19 protein-coding genes and 1 riboswitch are annotated in these 19338 nt (G+C 59.4%); of the genes, 11 read left to right on the top strand and 8 right to left on the bottom strand.

Annotation, left to right across the window (positions count from 1 at the left end; genetic code table 11):
* Positions 1-103: 103 nt before the first annotated feature.
* Both DWY51_RS05575 and DWY51_RS05570 read left to right on the top strand, forming a co-directional pair.
* Positions 104-1264, top strand: a complete 1161-nt coding sequence (locus DWY51_RS05575; protein ID WP_006234342.1) for a DUF2974 domain-containing protein — start codon at positions 104-106, stop codon at positions 1262-1264.
* A 111-nt stretch (positions 1265-1375) separates the two neighbouring features.
* Entirely contained in the window at positions 1376-2380 is a 1005-nt protein-coding gene (locus DWY51_RS05570; RefSeq protein WP_022094136.1) for a nucleoid-associated protein, read from the top strand.
* Between the two features lie 253 nt (positions 2381-2633).
* Here DWY51_RS05570 and dapD read toward each other — a convergent pair whose 3' ends face one another.
* From dapD to dapA, 3 genes are read right to left on the bottom strand one after another with little or no spacing between them, the layout of a single operon-like run.
* Positions 2634-3353, bottom strand: a complete 720-nt coding sequence (dapD, locus tag DWY51_RS05565; RefSeq protein WP_006234339.1) for a 2,3,4,5-tetrahydropyridine-2,6-dicarboxylate N-acetyltransferase — start codon at positions 3351-3353, stop codon at positions 2634-2636.
* Positions 3354-3392: 39 nt separating this feature from the next.
* A complete protein-coding gene (gene dapB, locus DWY51_RS05560; RefSeq protein WP_199411378.1) occupies positions 3393-4133 on the bottom strand; it encodes a 4-hydroxy-tetrahydrodipicolinate reductase in 741 nt (246 codons plus the stop codon).
* Positions 4126-6435, bottom strand: a complete 2310-nt coding sequence (gene dapA, locus DWY51_RS09660) for a 4-hydroxy-tetrahydrodipicolinate synthase (protein ID WP_117770131.1) — start codon at positions 6433-6435, stop codon at positions 4126-4128. The genes dapB and dapA overlap by 8 nt, the downstream gene beginning before the upstream one ends.
* 65 nt (positions 6436-6500) lie before the next feature.
* Positions 6501-6669: riboswitch (Lysine riboswitch) on the bottom strand.
* Between the two features lie 145 nt (positions 6670-6814).
* Here dapA and DWY51_RS05550 point away from each other — a divergent pair.
* From DWY51_RS05550 to DWY51_RS05520, 7 genes are all read left to right on the top strand, one after another.
* Positions 6815-8002 carry an N-acetyldiaminopimelate deacetylase gene (locus DWY51_RS05550; RefSeq protein ID WP_117770130.1) on the top strand — a complete coding sequence of 396 codons (1188 nt, stop codon included), beginning with the start codon at positions 6815-6817 and terminating at the stop codon, positions 8000-8002.
* A 102-nt stretch (positions 8003-8104) separates the two neighbouring features.
* Positions 8105-8386 (top strand): type II toxin-antitoxin system RelE/ParE family toxin, encoded by a 282-nt coding sequence (locus tag DWY51_RS05545; RefSeq protein WP_117635415.1) that lies wholly within the window; start codon positions 8105-8107, stop codon positions 8384-8386.
* The gene (locus tag DWY51_RS05540; RefSeq protein WP_117770129.1) at positions 8358-8699 is read left to right on the top strand and encodes a HigA family addiction module antitoxin; all 342 of its coding nucleotides are present in this window, start codon (positions 8358-8360) and stop codon (positions 8697-8699) included. The genes DWY51_RS05545 and DWY51_RS05540 overlap by 29 nt, the downstream gene beginning before the upstream one ends.
* A 24-nt stretch (positions 8700-8723) precedes the next feature.
* Entirely contained in the window at positions 8724-9047 is a 324-nt protein-coding gene (locus tag DWY51_RS05535) for a hypothetical protein (protein ID WP_117770128.1), read from the top strand.
* A 164-nt stretch (positions 9048-9211) separates the two neighbouring features.
* Positions 9212-9655: an FxLYD domain-containing protein gene (locus DWY51_RS05530; RefSeq protein ID WP_117770127.1), complete on the top strand. Its 444-nt coding sequence runs from the start codon at positions 9212-9214 to the stop codon at positions 9653-9655.
* Positions 9656-9688: 33 nt separating this feature from the next.
* Positions 9689-10111, top strand: a complete 423-nt coding sequence (locus tag DWY51_RS05525) for an XRE family transcriptional regulator (RefSeq protein ID WP_117637494.1) — start codon at positions 9689-9691, stop codon at positions 10109-10111.
* Positions 10112-10209: 98 nt separating this feature from the next.
* The gene (locus tag DWY51_RS05520; RefSeq protein ID WP_158556914.1) at positions 10210-11589 is read left to right on the top strand and encodes a protein kinase; all 1380 of its coding nucleotides are present in this window, start codon (positions 10210-10212) and stop codon (positions 11587-11589) included.
* A gap of 37 nt (positions 11590-11626) precedes the next feature.
* On the opposite strand, the gene DWY51_RS05515 is transcribed toward DWY51_RS05520, so the two are convergent.
* Together DWY51_RS05515 and DWY51_RS05510 are read right to left on the bottom strand one after the other, a co-directional pair.
* Entirely contained in the window at positions 11627-12760 is a 1134-nt protein-coding gene (locus DWY51_RS05515; RefSeq protein WP_117770125.1) for a glucosaminidase domain-containing protein, read from the bottom strand.
* A gap of 234 nt (positions 12761-12994) precedes the next feature.
* The gene (locus tag DWY51_RS05510) at positions 12995-13627 is read right to left on the bottom strand and encodes an MOSC domain-containing protein (RefSeq protein WP_199411377.1); all 633 of its coding nucleotides are present in this window, start codon (positions 13625-13627) and stop codon (positions 12995-12997) included.
* 220 nt (positions 13628-13847) lie between these two features.
* On the opposite strand from DWY51_RS05510, the gene DWY51_RS05505 reads away from it, so the two are divergent.
* Positions 13848-15104, top strand: a complete 1257-nt coding sequence (locus DWY51_RS05505; protein ID WP_055252363.1) for an ATP-grasp enzyme — start codon at positions 13848-13850, stop codon at positions 15102-15104.
* 84 nt (positions 15105-15188) lie between these two features.
* Positions 15189-15935 carry an aspartate/glutamate racemase family protein gene (locus DWY51_RS05500; RefSeq protein WP_229028173.1) on the top strand — a complete coding sequence of 249 codons (747 nt, stop codon included), beginning with the start codon at positions 15189-15191 and terminating at the stop codon, positions 15933-15935.
* Positions 15936-16060: 125 nt separating this feature from the next.
* On the opposite strand, the gene DWY51_RS05495 is transcribed toward DWY51_RS05500, so the two are convergent.
* From DWY51_RS05495 to DWY51_RS05485, 3 genes are all read right to left on the bottom strand, one after another.
* Positions 16061-16807 carry an energy-coupling factor transporter transmembrane protein EcfT gene (locus tag DWY51_RS05495; RefSeq protein WP_117770124.1) on the bottom strand — a complete coding sequence of 249 codons (747 nt, stop codon included), beginning with the start codon at positions 16805-16807 and terminating at the stop codon, positions 16061-16063.
* Positions 16800-18551, bottom strand: a complete 1752-nt coding sequence (locus DWY51_RS05490) for an ABC transporter ATP-binding protein (RefSeq protein ID WP_117770123.1) — start codon at positions 18549-18551, stop codon at positions 16800-16802. Before DWY51_RS05490 ends, DWY51_RS05495 begins: the two co-directional genes overlap by 8 nt.
* Positions 18552-18657: 106 nt before the next feature.
* Positions 18658-19230, bottom strand: coding sequence for a hypothetical protein (locus DWY51_RS05485; RefSeq protein ID WP_117770122.1), 573 nt, complete (start codon positions 19228-19230; stop codon positions 18658-18660).
* Positions 19231-19338 lie beyond the last annotated feature (108 nt).

The raw sequence follows: 19338 nt of genomic DNA, 5'->3' as shown, positions 1-19338 counted from the left end.
TAGAGCGAAAAGCTACAATGAAGGCGTCCGGGTCCACACGGCCCGGGCGCCTTTTTGGTGCAAAGTAACCTGACCCCAATGCACCATAGTTGATGGGAGGGCCATGTCGGATTCGCCTAATTTTTTGACCTATGCCCAGACAGCGTTTGATCCGTTTGAGGAACGGCCGTTCTGCGCGGTGGATAGCCTGGTCTTTGCGTGGTTGTCCTATTTGCGTTTGCCGGGTGATATGGCGGAGCTGACGAACTGGCAGGGCCTAGACGTACGCGAGCTGCTGCGCGCCGAGTGCTACCAAGACATGATTGGCGACCTGTGGGATCCGGAGGGGAGTCGTGCCCTGTTGGAGGCTGTGGCAGCAAGCCCTCGCTACCGTGGCGTTCGTGTTTGCGGCTATCGTAGCGTGAGTGATGCCGAGACAACGGAGCAGTTTGCGGCCATGACGTTCCGATTTCCGGCGGGGTTTAGCTATCTTGCCTTCCGGGGGACCGACAGCACGATTGTGGGCTGGAAAGAGGACTTTAACATGGCGTTCCGGTGTCCTGTGCCGGCCCAGGAATCCGCGGCGCGTTATGTAGACGAGGCGGCGGATGCGATTGACGGGCCGCTTTTGTGCGGAGGTCATTCCAAGGGTGGAAACCTTGCGGTGTACGGTGCGGCGATGTGCCCCGATGTCGCCCGTGAGCGAATCGAACGGGCGTATTCCCATGATGGTCCGGGCTTCGTCGAGGAGTTTCTGAGCGGCAACGCCTTCGCCGATCTATCCGGTCGAATCGACAAGACGCTACCTCGGTCGTCGATCTTTGGCATGATGTTCGAGACACAGGAGGACTATGCCATCGTTGAGAGCACCGAGTTCAGCCTGCTTCAGCATAATCCCTTTAGCTGGGTGGTTGATGGTCGCGACTTCGTGTACTGTGAGCGCCTGTCCGCCGGTGCTCGATACGTTGATGGCTCCATTCGCGAGATGCTGCTTGCGGTGTCGCCTAACGAGCGCGAGCGTTTTGTAGATGCGTTGTTCTCCGTGCTTGAGGCTACGGGTGCTGAGCGGTTTGCGGATATCGCTGGGAATCTGCGCGAGAGCCTGCCCGTGATGCTCCAGGCTGCGCAAGGCTTTGACAAGGATACGCGACGCTTTGTCTCGCAGACTATCGTTGCGATTCTTAAGTGTGCGCTTCTGCCCAAACGTCCCCAGATCGACATGCCCGCTGCCGGCAAGAGCTTGGCAGAACAGCTCGAGGCTTGGCAGTCCGAGCTCCTGCGCTAACCATTGGTGCAAAGCAACCTGTCCCCGATGCACCAATCTTCGATGCGCCTGGGGCGGGATCGACCGCTATACTGGTTCGTGCCGAAATCGATCTAGAACGGAATGCCGTATATGAAAATCAATCACGCGATTCTGCATATCCTGGACTTTGACTCTGCCGTCAACGTTATGAGCCAGCGCGAGCTCGATATCGAGAGCCGCACCGTGCGTAATTTCGTAACCACGCACCTGCGGCGCGCTCGTACCTCGGCTGATAATAAGCGTGCCACGTTTGCCGAGAACTCCGCATTCGGCGGCGAGCTCAAGGGCTATTTCTTTGGTGAGCGTGAGTTCGTGGATCTGTCTCAGCAGATTGCGGAGTTCATCTCTTCCGAACTTACCAAGGCCGAGAAAGCCGAGTCCACTGACGTGCTTGTGGCGGACTTTGATGACGATGAGGATGCCCGCTGGTTTGCCGTGATGCTGCTGGGCTCCAAGCAGGCTTTTATGCACGAGGTGGGTCGCGAAGAGGGCGAGGTGCGCAACGACATTGCGCGCCACTACGCCATTCTGCCGAATCCCTCGCAAAAGGTGCCGAGCTATGCAATCGTGCGTGCAAGCACCATGGAGATCGGCTATGTGGATAAGAAGCGCAAGATTGCCGGCGAGGATCGCATGCTCATTCCCGATGGCCTGCTGCAGTGCGACACGGGGGTATCGGGCAAGGAGGTCATCGACACCGTGACGCGTGTGGTCGAGGAAGTCGCCGAGGAACACGGTGCCAATACGGCCGTAGCGCTCGCTAAGGTTAAGGCTGCTGTTGCCGAGAAAGTTGAGGATGACGAGGAACTGCCCCCTTGGGATATCGTCGATGAGGTCTTTGAGGACGAGCCGGTTATCAAGGAGAGCGTGCGCGCGGCACTGACTGAGGAGAAGGTGCCTGAGCGTGTGCCCGTGGAGCGCAAGCAGGTCGAACGCGCGGCTGTGCGCAACCACAAGATCCGTACCGACACGGGCATCGAGATCAGCTTCCCGGCCGAGATGGGTTCGAACTCTGAGTACATCGAGTTTGTCAACGAGCCCAACGGCCTCATCTCCATCGAGCTCAAGAACATCGGAAGTATTGAGAATCGATAAACTGCTCTTGGACGTTGCAAAAAACAAAGGCCGAAGCCTTTTGGGACTTCGGCCTTTTTTGTTTTCGGCTTGGTTGCTGACATTGCGCCGCAGGTTGAGCTCACGTCAGCGAAAACGCCCCTAAGCGAGCAAGGTGACGTGAAAGAGGAGGGAAGCGTACTTCGGTACGCGACCGACGATTGAACGTCAGGTTGCCGCTTAGGGGCGTTTGCAGCGTCGAGCCGTTACGCGGTTTGGCAAAACCGCGTAACTTCTACAGCTGGCGCAGGCCCTCTTCCAGGCCGGTCTTGCTGTCGGTCTTCTCGTCGCGCATCTTGATGGCGCGGGCGGGGACACCGGCCACGACGGCGCCGGCGGGGACGTCCTCGACGCACACGGCGCCGGCGGCAACTACAGCACCCTTGCCCACGTGCACGCCTTCCAGGACCACGGCGTTTGCGCCGATCATGACATCGTCCTCGATGATGACGGGCGTGGCGCTGGCGGGCTCCACAACGCCTGCCAGCACGGTGCCGGCGCCGATGTGGCAGTTCTTGCCCACGGTGGCGCGACCGCCCAGCACGGCGCCCATATCGATCATGGAACCCTCGCCGATAACGGAGCCGATGTTGATGATGGCGCCCATCATGATGACGGCACGGTCGCCAATCTCGACGCGGTCGCGGATGATCGCGCCCGGCTCGATGCGGGCGTTGATGCCCTTAAGGTCGAGCATGGGCACGGCGGAGTTGCGGCAATCGTTTTCAACGTCGTAGTAATCGATGGAATCGGCATTGGCGTCCAGGATGGTCTTGAGCTCGTCCCAGTCGCCAAAGACGGTCTTGCCGCGACGGCCGCCGTAGACATGTGCGTCGCCCCAGGCAACCTTCATGCCCGGCTTCTCGCGCACGTACAGCTTGACGGGCGTCTTTTTGGGCGCGGTGGCGATGTAGTTGATAATCTCCTGTGCATCCATCTCGGCTGCGTTGCTCATTTGCTATCTCTCCTTTGGGTGGATTCGGTTGATACCTGGTTAGGCAAACATGACCTTGTCGAACGTATAGAAGCCGGGTTCGCGGGTGACGAGCTTCTGCGCGGCTGCCAAGGCGCCGTTGACAAAGATCTGACGGCTCGTGGCGCGGTGGGTGAGCGTGACCTCCTCGTCCTGGCCAAAGAAGCTCACCTTGTGCACGCCGGCGACGGTGCCGCCGCGCAGCGAGTGCATACCGATTTCCTTGGGATCGCGTGCTCCGCACATGCCCTCGCGGCCATAGACGGGGTGGTAGCCTGCCTCGGGCTCGGCTTCGACGACGGCGTCGAGCAGTAGCTTGGCAGTGCCGCTGGGGGCGTCGACCTTTTGGTTGTGGTGCGTCTCGACGATTTCGCAGTCAAAGCCGGGCAGCTCGCGTGTAGCCTGCGCTACCAGATGGCGCAGGGCTGCGATACCGATGGAGTAATTGCCCGAGTGCATAACGCGGGTGTTCTGGCCCAGCTCACGCAGGCGGTCCATCTGCTCGGGGGTGTAGCCTGTGGTGCCTGAGACCAACGCCGCGCCCGTGCGCTCGACATAGGCGACGACGGCGTCGAAGGTCGCGACGTTCGAGAAGTCGATGATGACGTCGGCAGCCGGTGCGTTCTCGAGCTCGCTCAAATCGAAGCCAATCTGGGCCACGATATCAAAAACGGGCTGCCCGGCGGCGTCGACAATGCCTTCGGCGGTAGTGCGGATGAGCGAGCCCATGCGGCCCGTTCCCATAATGACGGTCTTAATCAAGTAGACCAGCTCCCTTCAGAGCATCGGTAAGTGCGGCTCGCGTGTCGTCTGCCATGGGGCACAGCGGCATACGGTAGTTTGCCTCGATCATGCCCATCTGGGCGAGCGCTTCCTTGACGGGGATGGGGTTGACCTCGCTAAAGAGGGCGTTGATGAGCGGCTGGCCGGCAATCTGGATATCGCGGGCGCGCGCTACGTCGCCGTCCAGATAAGCGCGGCACATGTCGTGTACAAGCTGCGGCTGCACGTCGGCCCACACGCTGATGGTGCCCGAAGCGCCCAGGCTCATGAGCGGCACTGTGAGTGCATCCTCGCCCGAGTACATGCGGAAATCGTCGGACAGCAGGTGGGCGATCTTGGCCGCGTAGGCGACGTTGCCCGAGGCCTCCTTGATGCCCATGATGTTGGGGTGCGCGGCTAGGCGCTCTACGTTGCGCTCGCTGATACCGCAGCCGCAGCGGCCGGGGATGTTGTACAGGATGCAGGGGATGTCAACGGCATCGGCGACGGTCTTAAAGTGCTGATAGATACCCTCTTCGTTGGACTTGTTGTAGTAGGGGGTAATGAGCAGCAGGCCGTCGGCTCCCAAGCCCTGGTAAGTAAGCGACTTGGTGAGCATGGTCTGCGTGGAGTTGGAGCCTGAGCCGGCGATGACGGGGACGCGTCCTGCAACATGCTTGACCACGGCGGCGACGACGGAGTTGTCCTCGTCATCGGTCATCGTGGCGCTCTCGCCGGTGGTGCCCAGGGTGAGAATGGCGTCGGTGCCATTTTGCAAGTGGAAATCGATAAGGCGCTCGAGCGCGTCAAAGTCGACACTGCCGTCCTTTTTAAACGGCGTGACAAGGGCGACGATTGAGCCCTCGAGATTGCGGATATCCATGTTCTTCTCCTTCGCTTCCGCGATCTGGACGCGTTTGTTCCATTGGGCGGTGACTGCTAGGCGCTCGTCCTGAGCGCGACGGCGGGCGGCATCGGCGCGCGATTTGGCCAGCAGCTCGCGGCCGCACGGTAGCACGTCGAGCGTGGCAAAGTAATCGCCCGGGCGCTCGGCGCGGCGGATGAGGTCTGCCGAGCCATCGGGGCGCAGCAGGACCTCGGCGGAGCGCAGACGGCCGTTGTAGTTGTAGCCCATGGAGTAGCCATGCGCGCCGGTGTCGTGAATCACGAGCAGGTCGCCCATGTCGATATGCGGCAGCTCGCGGTCGATGGCGAACTTATCGTTGTTCTCGCACAGATTGCCCGTGATGTCGTAGGTGTCCGTAGCGGGCGCTGTGGTCTTGTCGTCACCACCCGGTTGGCCCATCACCGTAATGTGGTGGTAGGCGCCATACATGGCGGGACGAATAAGGTCAACGGCACTGGCGTCCACGCCGATATAGTCCTTGTAGATCTGCTTCTCATGGATGGTCTTGGTGACCAGGCACCCATAGGGGCCCATCATAAAGCGGCCCATCTCGGTACAGATTGCCACATCGCCCATGCCGGCGGGAACCAGAATCTCGTCGTAGGCCGTGTGCACCCCTTCACCGATGGCGTGGATGTCGTTGGCCTGCTGCTCGGGCAGGTAGGGGATACCGACGCCGCCGGATAGGTTGATGAAGGCGACGTGTGCGCCGGTCTCGCGCTCCAGGCGCACGGCAAGCTCAAAGAGGATGCGCGCGAGCTTGGGGTAGTAGTCGTTGGTGACGGTGTTGCTGGCAAGGAATGCGTGGATGCCAAAGCGCTCGGCGCCCTTGGCCTTGAGCGTGCGGAAGGCCTCGAAGAGCTGCTCGGTGGTCATGCCGTACTTGGAGTCGCCCGGATTGTCCATGATGCCGTTGGAGAGCTGGAACAGGCCGCCTGGATTAAAGCGGCAACTGACCGTCTTGGGGATTGGCCCCGCAACGTGCTCAAAGAACTCGATGTGGCTGATGTCGTCAAAGTTGACGATGGCACCCAGTTTGTCGGCGAGCTCAAAGTCGGCAGCCGGCGTATCGTTGGACGAGAACATGATGTCGTGTCCCGTGATACCCAGCGAGCGGGCGATCATGAGCTCGGTATAGCTCGAGCAATCGCAGCCGCAGCCGTATTCGTTGAGAATGGAGATGAGCGCCGGGTTGGGGTTGGCCTTGACGGCAAAGTATTCCTTAAAGCCCGGGTTCCATGCAAAGGCGTCGCGCACTTCTTGCATGTTGCGGCGGATGCCCGCCTCGTCGTATAGATGAAACGGCGTGGGGAACTGCTCGACGATATGCTCGAGCGTCTCCTTGTCCACAAACGGCTGCTTGGCCGCATATGCCTCGTTGGGGGTCAATGCCATGTCCCGTAAACCTCGCTATCCAGACGGCGCCATCTGCGCATCGAATCCGCATAGCGTGGACCCAATGTCCGGATAGCGCTCCCGCATTGCTGCAGACAGTCCTGTGGGTGTTTCCCACAGGCCCACCAGGTTGTTCGTGCCCGAAAAACCCAGTTCGGCGGGTTTCGCCTCCCCACGGGGTCAAAGCCTGCCGGCTCGCCCGCGGTTCTTCGTGCCCGCGCCTCTATCAAGTGGTAACGACCCTACCACGTTGCACTTTACCAAACAAGAGTATTCGTATATAACGTTTAAAAAATGCAGGGATATGCTGGAAATAAGGGTATGGCAATCTTGCGGCACAATAGATAGCAACCGGCGCACACCAATGAAAGGAACCTCTATGACCGAGCTCCAAGAACTCCGTCGCTATCGGCGCGACTTGCACAGGATCCCGGAGCTCGACTTCGATCTTCCGCAGACTATTGCCTATATCGAGGGCGTGTTGGCGTCGCTTGCCTGCGAGGTGACCCATCCGTGCCCCAGCTGCGTCTGCGCTTTCTTTGACGCTGGCGTTGGTGCCACGCATGCCACGGCGATTCGTGCGGATATGGATGCGCTGCCCATTGCCGAGGCGACGGGTGCGGCCTTCGCCTCGTCTCATCCCGGCAAGATGCACGCTTGCGGGCACGACGGACACATGGCCATGGCGCTCGCCGCCGCGACGTATGTCGACCGCACGATTCGCGAGCAGCCGGGTTCACTTAAACGCAACGTGCTTTTTGTGTTCCAGCCGGCCGAGGAAACGACCGGTGGTGCCAAGACGGTATGCGAGAGTGGTGTGTTCGAGCGCTATGGGGCCGACCGCATTTTTGGCTTCCATGTGTGGCCCGATCTGTCTGCCGGCACGCTGGCGAGTTGTTCTGGTCCGCTGCTGGCGCGTTCGAGCGAGACGCATATCCATATTCACGGTGCGAGTATCCATATTGCTAAGACTTATGGTGTGCCGGTTGAGGAGTCACACGATGCCGCGTTGGCGGCAGCGAAGTTTTTGGTTACCGAGCGCGAGCTGATGGACGAACTGGGCACCGGCGAGCCCTGTATCGGCAAGTTTGGCCTGCTGCAGGCCGGTACCGTCTGCAACGCGGTGGCGGGGGAGGCCCATGTGGCCGGCAGCTTGCGTGTGTTTACGGACGGCATGTTCGACCGTGCACGCGAGGGTGTGCGCCGCGTGCTTGATGAGGCATGCACTGCAACGGGCTGCACGTACGATCTCGACTTTGCCGAGGGCTATCCGCCGGTCGACAACGATCCCGAGTTGTTTGATCGAATCGCGCCTGCTCTGCCCGAGTTACAGCTCGTGGACGAGCCGCTGCTGATTGCCGAGGATTTCGCGTTCTATCAACGCCATCTGCCGGGCGTATTTTTCCTGCTGGGCACGGGTATGCCAGAGGACCAAGACAACCCGAGTGATTCGGATGGCTGCCCCGCCTATGCCACAAGCGCTCTGCATACCGATAGCATGCTCTTCGACGAGGAAATCCTACTCAAAGGCCTCGATGTCTACAAACGATTGCTTTTGCTTGACTAAGGCGTGAAGGACTATTTGTTCTAGAAAATACGAACAAACGTACGATATAATAGAGATGTAAGTCTATAGAAACGTTTGACGTTACTAACGTAAGGCGATACTATGATTGCATCGTATAAAGATGAGGATACCGAACGCTTTGCCATGGGTGTGCGGGTCAGGAAGTTCGTGCCCTTTGAGCGTGTTGCGTTGAGGAAGATTCGCCAACTGCAGGTTTGTGCTTCGCTTGATGATCTTCGCGTTCCACCGGGCAACCGCCTGGAAGCTTTGAAGGGCGATCGTGCCGGGCAATATAGCATCCGTGTTAACGAGCGCTATCGGGTCTGTTTTGAGTGGAGACAGGAGATGGCTTGGAATGTCGAAATCGTCGATTATCACAAGTGATGAGACTTCGGCCGATTTGCTGTCGCCGGTGACTCCTGGTGAGCTTCTCAAAGAGGAGTTTCTTGTTCCCATGGGCATTTCTCAATATCGCCTTGCGAAAGAGACCGGGATTCCTGCTCAGCGTATCGGGCAGATTGTCTTGGGAAAACGTCGCGTGACGGCCGACACCGACCTCCGTCTTTGCCGTTATTTTGGCCTGACGGATGGTTATTGGCTGCGTGCTCAGGTGGCGTTTGACCTTGAGGCCGAGAAAAGGCGGATCGAACCGGAACTCGATAAGATCGTTCCTGTTCAGCGGGCCATCGCACTGTAGTGTTCAAAGATGATGGGGGCGACGATGAGGCGACGCCGACAGTCTGCCGTATATAGCCCGGGTGGATGCGGGTGTGGCTTGCTACTGCTCCCGGTTATTGCTGTGAGCATTGGCGTGATGTTTGCGCTTGCCGGGGTGGCAGCAGCGGCACTCGTGTTGCTGATTGTGGCCATTGGCGTGACGGTCTGGCTGTGCCGTTCTCGCGAGCAACGTCGTGCCGATGGTAAGACCAATGTTGGATGGACTATCTTTTTAGTCGTCGCCTACCTATTGAGCATCAGCTATTTAGTTTTCTTTATCCTGTTGCTTGTGAGCACCTTTACCGGGGAATCCGTCACGTTGGGTTGATACACAGCCAGCAGACGGTCGTGCAAAGTGCGTTTGCTCGGCGTTCGGATAACTGCATTGGCCGTTTATCGCAACTTTAGCTCACAGCTAATGAATTCAAGTCCAATCCTTCCTACGATGTGCTGTGCGCCGGCGCGGTAGCCGGATCATAGGAAGGATGCATAATGGCAAAAGAGGGAAAGAAGCCGATCGGCAAGATTGTCCTAGGCGTCATCGTGGTGCTGGTTATCGTCGGTGCCGTGGGCTCTATGGGTGGCAATTCAACCGATTCGTCTGCGAGCGATTCGGCAAAACCTGCCGAGGCGACACAGCAGGCTGAGGAGCAAAAAGAACCGCAAGAACCGTATACCATTGCTGACGAGGCTGAAGACACCTCCAATCAGTTTGCCTATAAGATCACGGGCACGCTGACCAATAACACGGACAAGGAAAAGAGCTACATTCAGATTGAGTATGTTCTGTATGATGCCGATGGCAACCAGGTTGGAACGGCTCTTGCAAACACCAATCATCTGAAGGCGGGCGGCTCCTGGAAGTTCGAGGCGCTGGGTACGGTGTCTCCTGACCAGGTTGCTAGCTGTGAGCGTTCGGATGTAAGCGGTTTTTAGCATGTTGCATGCACTGGGGGGAGGTGAAGTCGTATGCCCGATAAAAAGCTGACCGAGGAGCTGCTCAATGAGCTTCTCGATGCGCCGAACATCGATGGCTATATCAGGGAGCACGACTTTGCCGCCCCGTCGCTTTCGGACTACCTGAAGCAGCTGCTGCAGGAAAAGGGCTTGGAGCGCTCGCGCGTGGTTCGTATGGCCGATCTCAATGAGACCTTCGGCTATCAGATCTTTACCGGTGCGCGTCACCCGAGTCGCAATAAGGTGCTGCAGATTGCCTTTGCGATGGCGCTGACGCTCAAAGAGGCCAACCGTGCACTGACGGCTGCCGGGGTAAGCGTCCTCAACTGCAAGGATCGCCGTGATGCGATTATCATCTTTTGCATCGATCGCGGGTGCAGCCTCCAAAAGGTCAACGAGGAGCTGTATCGCTTTGGCGAGGAGACGGTGAGTTAGCGGCTGATATCTGAGCCGGCGGAGCTGCCGAACAACGATGCAAACGAACGGGGCGCGGATGCCATGGGGTGTCTGCGCCCTGCGCTATGATGGAGGCTATGGATACTCAGACCACAACATATTCCGATGACGAGCTGACCGCAGCGCTTGCCGAACATCTGGCGTCGCTCGATCGCGACGACAGCTATCGCGTGGAGCGTGTACTTAAGCGCTCGTCCGTTGAAACAACCGAGCTCGTGTACTTTGAAGGAACCGGCGGTGGTTCGCTCGGCCCCTTTGTCCGTAAACGCATCGATGCTTCGGCTCAAATCGGCGGGGCATACGGGCGTCTGTTTGCCGCCCAGCGGGCAGGCAGGCGTTTTGAGCACCTGCCCAGAATCGTCGATTGTCATCGTGTGGGCGACGAGCTCAACGTGGTTATGGAATACATCGAAGGGGAGACGCTCAGGGCGCTGGTGGACCGTCTGGGAGCCACCCCCGATTATGCGCGTGAATTGTATCCTGCCCTATGCGATGCCGTGGGCGAGCTCCACGCCGGTTTTGCAATGGCGGGGGAGACGTCGGCGCCGGTGATCCATCGCGACCTCAAACCGTCGAATATCATCGTGACGGGTGCGAACTGTACGCTCGATGAGGGCCTGACGTTTTCGTCGCTGGTGATTATCGACTTGGGGATCGCGCGCGTATGGCGCGATGGCGCCGATGCCGACACCGTCAAGTTTGGCACGCGACCCTATGCGCCGCCCGAGCAGTATGGGTTTGGGCAGACGAGTGTGCGCAGCGACGTCTACGCACTGGGCGCCCTGTTGTTCTTCTGCTTGACGGGAGTCGACCCTAAACCAGGGCTCGACATGCGCGAGCAATGCGAGGCGCGTGGCATTCCCACTCCACTTGCCGATGCCGTCTGCATGTCGATGGCGCTCGACCCGGCCAAGCGTTTTGCGAGTGCGGAAGCGTTGGGACGGGCGACGCGCTCGGCATACGATCTGAGCCGCCCCGTGCGGCCTCCTACACCTGCGCCTGTCCGTACTCCGGCCTCGGAGACGGTGTTGACGCTCCAAGGGCTCCAGAACCCCGCAGGGCTTCCTAGGCCTGCCGCCTCCGCTGCATGCGGTCCGCTCTCTCGCGTTCCGGAGTCTCTGGGGCGCATTTGGAATACGCTTGTCTGCTTCTCGCTACTTGTGTTCTTTGCCGGAAGTCACTTTGCCGTCTTTCACCCCACGGGAGCAAACCAAAGCTACCCGACGTGGTTTCTCATAATCGAGTATTTTTTCTTTGTCGATGGCCTTATGGTGCTTATGCATTTTGCGCTGCTCGATAAGCGCCGTCTTCGTCGGCGATTCGCACTGCTCGACAGCCATCGCGGCAAGAAACTCGCGAAACTCTGGCTCAAGGCATTGGGTGTGCTGCTCCTATGCATGATCGTCATAGTCGCGGTTGCCAATGCGACCGGCGTCGTCGATACCTCCGCTACCTAAAAGAAAAGGGCCCCATTGGGGCCCTTTGCAGTTGCACCTAGATGCGGTTCATCTGAGCGGCGACTTTGTTGTACCAGTCCTGCCACGTGGGCGGGCAGTACTTTTTGGCCGCTGCCGGGGTAAGGGTGGAGCCGTAGTTGGCGCCCAGATAGGCAACGTGAGCGGAGATGCCCTCGCTCCAGCTGCCAAAGCTGCGCCAGCCGCCGCCACGTGCACTCCAGCCCCAGGCGTTATAAGAATTGGCGCAATAAGCACCCTTGGTGCTCTCGATGCAGGCGATGGCGGGGGACCAACGGGGGTCGACACCGGTATTCCAAGCGGCGACGGCAAAGTTGTAGCCCTGGCCTGCCATGGGGGAGCCGGCGAGATAATTGTCGATGCGGCTCGTCCACTCATTAATGAACGAATCGTAATCGGAACTACCGGTATTGGCGTTGTTCACCGTGGTGTCGATGGTGGTGTTGGTGTTGGTGGCCTGGCTGCTGGAATTGCTGCCGCTTACGCCCTCGCCCGAGAGCTTCTCGGCGGCAGCGGCCTTATCGGCCTCAAGCTTGGCAAGCTCGGCGGCATTTTCCTGCTCGGCTTTTGCCTGTGCCTCGCTGCGGAGCTGCTGGGCCTGCGCCAGCGCATCCTCGGCGTTTTTCTGCTCTGCCTCAAGCTGTGACTTGGCCTGCTGGAGCTCGGCCTTGTTCTGCTCAAGTTCGGTTTGCATGTTATTGAGCTCTTCGATCTCGTCGACGCTCGAGCTCGTGATCTGGTTGGTGTATTTGCAGGTCGTGATGAACTCACCCAGGCTCTGCGCGTTGACCAGGAAGCTCACGATGGGATTGGTGCCCTTCTGATACTTGTACAGATCGCGCATGGCAGAGCTTGCCTTGGCCTGCTGCTCGGGAAGCTTAGCCTCGATTTCCTCGATGCTCGCCTCATTGGAGTCAATCTGCTTTTGCAGGTCATCGAGTTTGGTGCGGGCGTCGTTGTAGGCGCTCGTGGCGGCTTCGATCTTCTGCTGGGCTGCGGAAAGCTGGTCCTGCGTTGCCTGCGAGGCGGCATACGCCGCAACGGGGGAGAGCATCGGCGTGGCCGTCAGCGCAACGGCGAGCGCGGCGCTCGTGATGATACGAGCCGGCTTCGACGCAATGAGCGCTGCGGTGCGATGATTCGAATGCTGCATCCAGTCCCTCTGCAATCAATCGTAGGTTATGGTTCGAACGGTATTCTACTACTGCTTTCGACCTCAACTTGAACCTTAAAGGTTCCAAAGGGTCAAGTTGAACTTGAGGCTTTGGCTTTGACCTGCAGTTATGATGAATTGTTGAGAAACCATAGAGTTCAACTTTAACGTTACGGGGGCCTGTTTAAGAGGGGTTTGGGGCTGTAAAAGCTATCTCAACGTGGGGTTTTACAACTACAGCGTGCCCTCCTGGCGAGCCTGCTCAATCTTTTCGAGCGCCTCGGCGGGGGTGAACGAACAGGTGCCGTCGCCGAGTTTGACTACCTGGATATCGTCGCCGATATGGACCTCTCCGCCCTTTAGTACCACGCCGAAAACGCCCTCGTGGGGAAAGATGCAGTCGCCGGCTAGATAGTAGATGGCACAGCGTGTGTGGCAGACCTTGCCGATCTGACTGATTTCGACAAGCACCTCGCTGCCAAGCTTGAGCTGCGTGCCCAAGGGGAGCGAGAGCAGGTTGATGCCCCGGGTTGTGAAGTTCTCTCCAAAGTCACCCTCGTGTACGTCGAGCCCGCGTGCCTGCGCCGTCTGGATGGACTCCGCGGCTAAAAAAGAGACCTGGCGGTGCCAATGTCCGGCGTGCGCATCGGTAGCGAGGCCAAATTGCTCGATGACGGTGTCGCGTCCATCGGCGACGGGCGACTTGCGAGTGCCTTTGTGCTCCGACGTGTTGATTGAGACGATACGAGCAGGCCCGTTGTAAGCATCGTTTGCGGTGCGTAGGGGAGCTGCCGTCCGGGCACGATCCGCAAGTTCGCGCTTGGCGGCGTCAATGATGGGGTTGTTGATCGGATGAGCCTGGGGCACGGTGCACCTTTCGACGGGGCGGGCAACATGTTGAATCCTACAACAATGGTAGGTTCATTGCCCGTTGTCATACAACGGTGAGCGCCGCCTTCGTGCTGGACGATTGCGTCGATTGCCATAGATACGGTGGAGCTTTGGGCGCCGGCGGCTTGGCACGCTAGAATAAATCAGTTGCGCAAAGACCGCCCGTTGTGTGGGCAGTTCATGATAGGAAGTTTCCATGGCATTGCAATTTACAGAGCGCGAGTTCATTCCCGTGCTGCTCGGTGGCGACATCAACGCCTATTCGGTGGCGCGCGCCTTCTACGAGGAGTACCAGGTCAAGAGTCTGGTCTTTGGCAAGTACCAGACGGGTCCCGCGTACCGCAGCCAGATTATCGACTACACGCCCAACGTGGATATCGACACCATGCCCGTGATGCTCAAAACCGTCAACGGCATTGCCCAAGCGCATGCCGACAAGACGATTGTCCTTGTGGGCTGTGGCGACAACTACGTTGCCCTCGTGGCTCAGGCCAAGGATGCCCATGAGTTGGCGGATAACATCGTCGCTCCCTACGCGCCCTACAGCATGCTCGAGCAGTGCCAGAAGAAGGAGATCTTCTACGAGCTGTGCGAGAAGCATGGCGTGCCTTATCCGCATACCTTTACCTTCACCATGGCGATGCTGAACGACCAAGGCGAGGCACCTGCCGAGGTGCTCGACCAGATCGATTTTCCCTACCCGATGATTCTGAAGCCTTCTGACGGCATCATGTGGTGGCAGCACGAGTTCGAGGGCCAGAAGAAGGCCTATGAGATTGCCGACCGCGCCGAGCTGGAACAGGTCATTCGCGATTCGTATGCCAGTGGCTACACCGACGATCTGATCTTGCAGGATCGCGTGCCCGGCAACGACGAGTACATGCGCGTGCTCACCAGCTATTCCGACCGCAACGGCAAGGTGCGCATGATGTGCCTGGGCCATGTGCTGCTCGAGGAGCATCAGCCTCACGGTGTCGGCAACCACGCCTGTATCATCACCGAGCCCAATGACGAGCTCATGGGCGGCGTGCGCAAGCTGCTCGAGGACCTTCACTTTGTGGGCTATTCCAACTTTGACGTTAAGTACGACGAGCGCGACGGCTCATTTAAGTTCTTCGATTTCAACACGCGCCAGGGTCGCAGCAACTACTACGTTACCAACAGCGGCTTTAACGTTGCCAAGTATGTGGTGGACGAGTATGTGTTCAACCGCCCGTTTGAGCCGGAGTTTGTGACGGCGCAGGACGAGGCCCTGTGGATGGTCGTCCCCATGGGCGTCGTCGACAAGTACGTCAAGGATCCCGAGCTGCGCGCTAAGGTGCATCGCCTGGACAAGGAAGGTAAGGGCGCCGACCCTTCGTTTATGAAGGGCGACTTTGTCTTTAACCGCTGGCTGCGCATGTGGCACACCAAGCTGCGCCACTTTAAGCTGTTCAAGACGTATTACAAGTAGATGAGTGCGGCGCCCGTCCGGTTTACATCGGGCGGGCGCGGGTATGATACGCGCAATTGCGCAAGCGTCACCAAGGAGGCGGCGATGGAAAAGCTGGGAGTTATCGGCGGCATGGGCGCCGAGGCCACGTCATATTACTACGACCAGGTGGTGCGTCATACGGCTGCTGCCTGCGATCAGGAACATATCGACATGGTGGTGCTCTCCAAGTCGACCATGCCCGACCGCACGCTGGCCATTAAGACCGGCGAGCATGCCAAGCTGCTGGCGACCATGAAAGAGTGTGCCCAGGCACTCGAGTCGCTGGGCTGTGCGCACATTGCCATTCCCTGCAACACGTCACACTACTTCTACGACCAGATCCAGTCGTTTACGAAGGTGCCGATTATCCACATGCCGCGTGAGTCGGTGCGCTATGCCCTTGCGGGTGCGGTGATGGGGGAGTGCGAGTTCGACCCCAACCTGAGTATGCCGGCCGAGCCGGTGCGCAAGATTGGCATCATGGGCACCGACGGAACCGTGGGCGCGGGCGTCTACGGCCGCGAATGCGAGGCCGCGGGTGTTGAGGTTGTCTATCCCAGCGAGAAACGTCAGAACGATGTGATGTCGCTTATCTACGATGATGTGAAGGCCGGACGTGAGCCCGATATGGATAAGTTCGACCGCGTGATGTGGGAGTTCGCCCGTAGCGGCTGCGACCGTGTCATTCTGGCCTGCACCGAGCTATCGGTGCTGCAGAAGTATCGAGAGATGCCCGAGATCACCCTCGATGCCATGGATGTCCTGGTGCGCGAATCCATCATCCGCAGCGGCGCCCCCTACCGCCTCTAGCTTCCGACCTGTCAAAAAGGGACAGGTTAATTTTGGTAGGTTTTATCTGGTGAAACAGTAAAGGCCTCGGCTCGTTTGGTGCGAGCCGAGGCCTTTTGCGTTGGGCGGTTGCTGCCGGTGGCGAACTAGAACAGGAAGCCGATGGCGATGAGGGCGATGCTGACGATGAGCACGGCGATGTCCAGGCCCTTGATGGGGTAGCGCTTGTACGAGCTGGCGCGTGTACGCAGATAGAAGCCGCGCTGTTCTGCCGCCAAGGCTGTGGCATCGGTCTTGCCCACGCTCGAGATGAGCAGTGGCACGCACAGTGGCAGCATGAGCTTAAGCTTCTTGATGGGGTTCTTGGTGTCGTACTCGACGCCGCGTGCGGTCTGCGCTTCCATGATGGCGTTCATCTCCTGACCAAACACCGGCACAAAGCGTAGCGCCGTGGTAAAGGTGAAGGCATAGCGATACGGCACGTGCAGCACCTCGACGCAGGCGTTGGCGAGGTCGTTGAGCTTGGTCACCATAAGCATGAGGATGAGTGGCAGCGCCACGCCCAACAGGCGTAGGCAGGCCTTCGATCCGGTAATGAGGCCCGTGTCGGTGATAAAGCCCCACACTATGTTGCCGTCGCGCATAAAGGCCAGCTGAAGCACCAGCATGATAAGTGCGAGCGGAATCAGCAGCTTGAGTAGCGAGAGCAGACGGTCGACGACACCGGCATAGGCGCCCAGTGCGAGGGTGAGTGCCAAAAAGCCCAACAGCGCCACGTAGGTGTCGGACAGGAAGATGCCGATGATGATGGCGGCGGCAAGGCCCAGTTTGACGACCGGGTTCAAGCGGTGCAGCAGTGTGTCGCCCGGCATATAGTCGATGACGTTAACCACGGTGGACCATCTCCTCGGTAATGCGAACGATATCGGTGACCTCGCTCACCTGTGCAAAGACGGGAGAGACGGAGGATGCCAGACGATGAGAAAGCTCTATGACCTGAGGTGGCTCAACGTAGGCTTGCTGCATGAGCTCGATGTTCGAGAATAGCTCGTGCGTGCGGCCGCGGTCGAGGATACGACCGTCGGCCATTACTACGATACGCTCGGCAAAGTCGGAAACGACTTCCATGTCGTGACAGACCATAATCACGGCGCAGCCGCGCTCGGCCATGGTGCGCACCGTTTCCATGACGGTCATGCACTCGCGGTAATCAAGGCCGCTCGTGGGCTCGTCAAGCACGACGATCTTGGGCTCAACAACTACGACGGAGGCAAGCGCCACCATTTGTCGCTGGCCGCGCGAAAGCGAGAAAGGTGCCTCATCGGCAGGCAGGCCAAAGCGGTCGATAACGAGTCGAGCGCGACGCAGAGCCTCGGCACGGTCGATGCCGGCAAGCTCCAGGCCAAAAGCGACCTCGTCGAGTACGGTATCCTTGCAGATCTGGCGGTCGGGGTTTTGGAAGAGGGTTGCGACTTCGCGGGCGATGCGGCTCGTGGGAACGGCTGCGGTGTCCAGCCCCGTAACGCGCACGCTGCCCGAGGCGGGCTTAAGCAGGCCTGTGAGCAGCTTGGTGAGCGTGGTCTTGCCGGCACCGTTCTGGCCGACGATGCCCACGAGCTCGCCGGGATAGAGGGTCAGGTTGAGGTCGTGTACGGCGGCGCCGCCATTGGGATAGGCAAACTCAACGTGATCGAAGGTGAGCACGGGCTCGGCGTCCTTGGCGTGCGGGCGCAACGACGGTGCATGCGGGGAGCCGGCGGGCGCCTGGGCTTCGCTGGCCGCGTGTGCGGGGTCGACAATGCCCGAAATCAGGCGCTCGGCCTCATCGACATCCAAGCAAGGGGTACCGCTTACCAGGCCATCGGCCTCGAGGCTATTGAAGATACGCGTGACGCGAGGGCAGTCGACGCCGATGGCACGGAGCTCGTCGGTATGCGCGAAGACCTCGTGTGGCTCGCCCTGCAGCGCGATTTCGCCATGGTTGAGCACGAGCACGCGGTTGCAGTACTCCGAGAGTAGGGCGACCTTTTGCTCAACGACGACGATGGTGATTCCAAGCGCGCGGTTTGCCTCACGCAGCGTCTCGAAGACCAACGTGGAGCTGGCGGGGTCGAGTGCCGCGGTGGGCTCGTCGAGAACCAAGACGCGCGGACGCATGGCGAGGATGGCAGCGATGGCCACCTTTTGCTTCTGTCCGCCCGAGAGGGTGGCGATCTCGCGGTCGCGCAGGTCGCTGATGCCGACGGTCTCGAGCGTTTCGCTCACGCGCTGCTCGATCTGGTCGTGGGGAACGCCAAAGTTCTCGAGGCCAAAGAGTATCTCGTCCTCGACGACCGAGGCGACCATCTGCGTGTCGATATCCTGCAGCACGCTGCCGACGATTTGCGACACGTCGGTCAACGAGACCTCGCAGGTGTCGTGGCCGTCAACCATGACGGACCCAAAGAACGTGCCGGTGTAGTGGTGGGGCACGGCGCCCGACAGGCAGGCGGCAAGCGTGGACTTGCCGGCGCCCGAGGGCCCGATAATGCCGATGAAATCTCCCTTGTTCACGCTGAGTGAGATGTGGCTGAGCGCCTGCTCGGTCTGCGTGCCATAGGAGAACGAGACATCGTCGACGTTGATGATCGTTTCCATGGATACCTTTCATAGTCATCGGGGACGTTCTTTAATGACTAGTCGTTTAAGAACGTCCCCAAGAGCTAGTTGTTTGGGACAGTCTTTACCGATGGGACACTGTGGGTTAGTTGAGCTTCAGGGCCTTCTGGATGGGCAAGTAGAGGGCGCCGACCAGAATGGCGTTAAAGACGGCGGTCATGGCGACGACGGGCAACATGGCGGCGGCGAGCTCGCCGACCACGCCGAGCATGGCCATCTTGATGACCATGAAGATGGCGCCGGAGACAAAGGTGGTCACGAAGGTTGCGACGATGGCGACGGCAGGCTTGACCTGACCGTTCTTGCCGGCGGCGTTGACGATGCCGGCCATGAGCATGGCGGCGATGCCCTCGGCGGCAAAATCGACGAACGGCGAAGTGGTGGTGATCTGGATCACGGCAGCCGAGATGAGGCCAATGACGAGCGCCTGGCCGATGTTGGGGCGAACGACCAGGATGGTGAGGCAGAAGGCCGAGATGATGAACTCGGGGCTGATCATGCCGCCCGAGATGCCCGAGATTGCCTTGCCGACGGTGAAGTTGAGGATGAAGCCGGCGGCGAGCAGGATGGCGAGCAGGACGAGGGCGCGGACATCGAGTTTGCCGCGATCGGCGGTATGGACGGTGCGGGGCTGGGTGGCGGTGGTGTTCTGAGGCATGGTGAAAATCCTTTCGGAAGGGGATTGCAAGAGAAAAGCGGAGGCGCGTGATGCGAATGCGATCGGGCTCGAGATAGAAAAAGGCCCCCGGTCGAAACCGGAGGCCTT

The organism is Collinsella sp. AF25-2LB (genome assembly GCF_003458415.1).
GTDB lineage: Bacteria > Actinomycetota > Coriobacteriia > Coriobacteriales > Coriobacteriaceae > Collinsella.
This window is presented reverse-complemented; position numbering and strand designations above follow the sequence as displayed.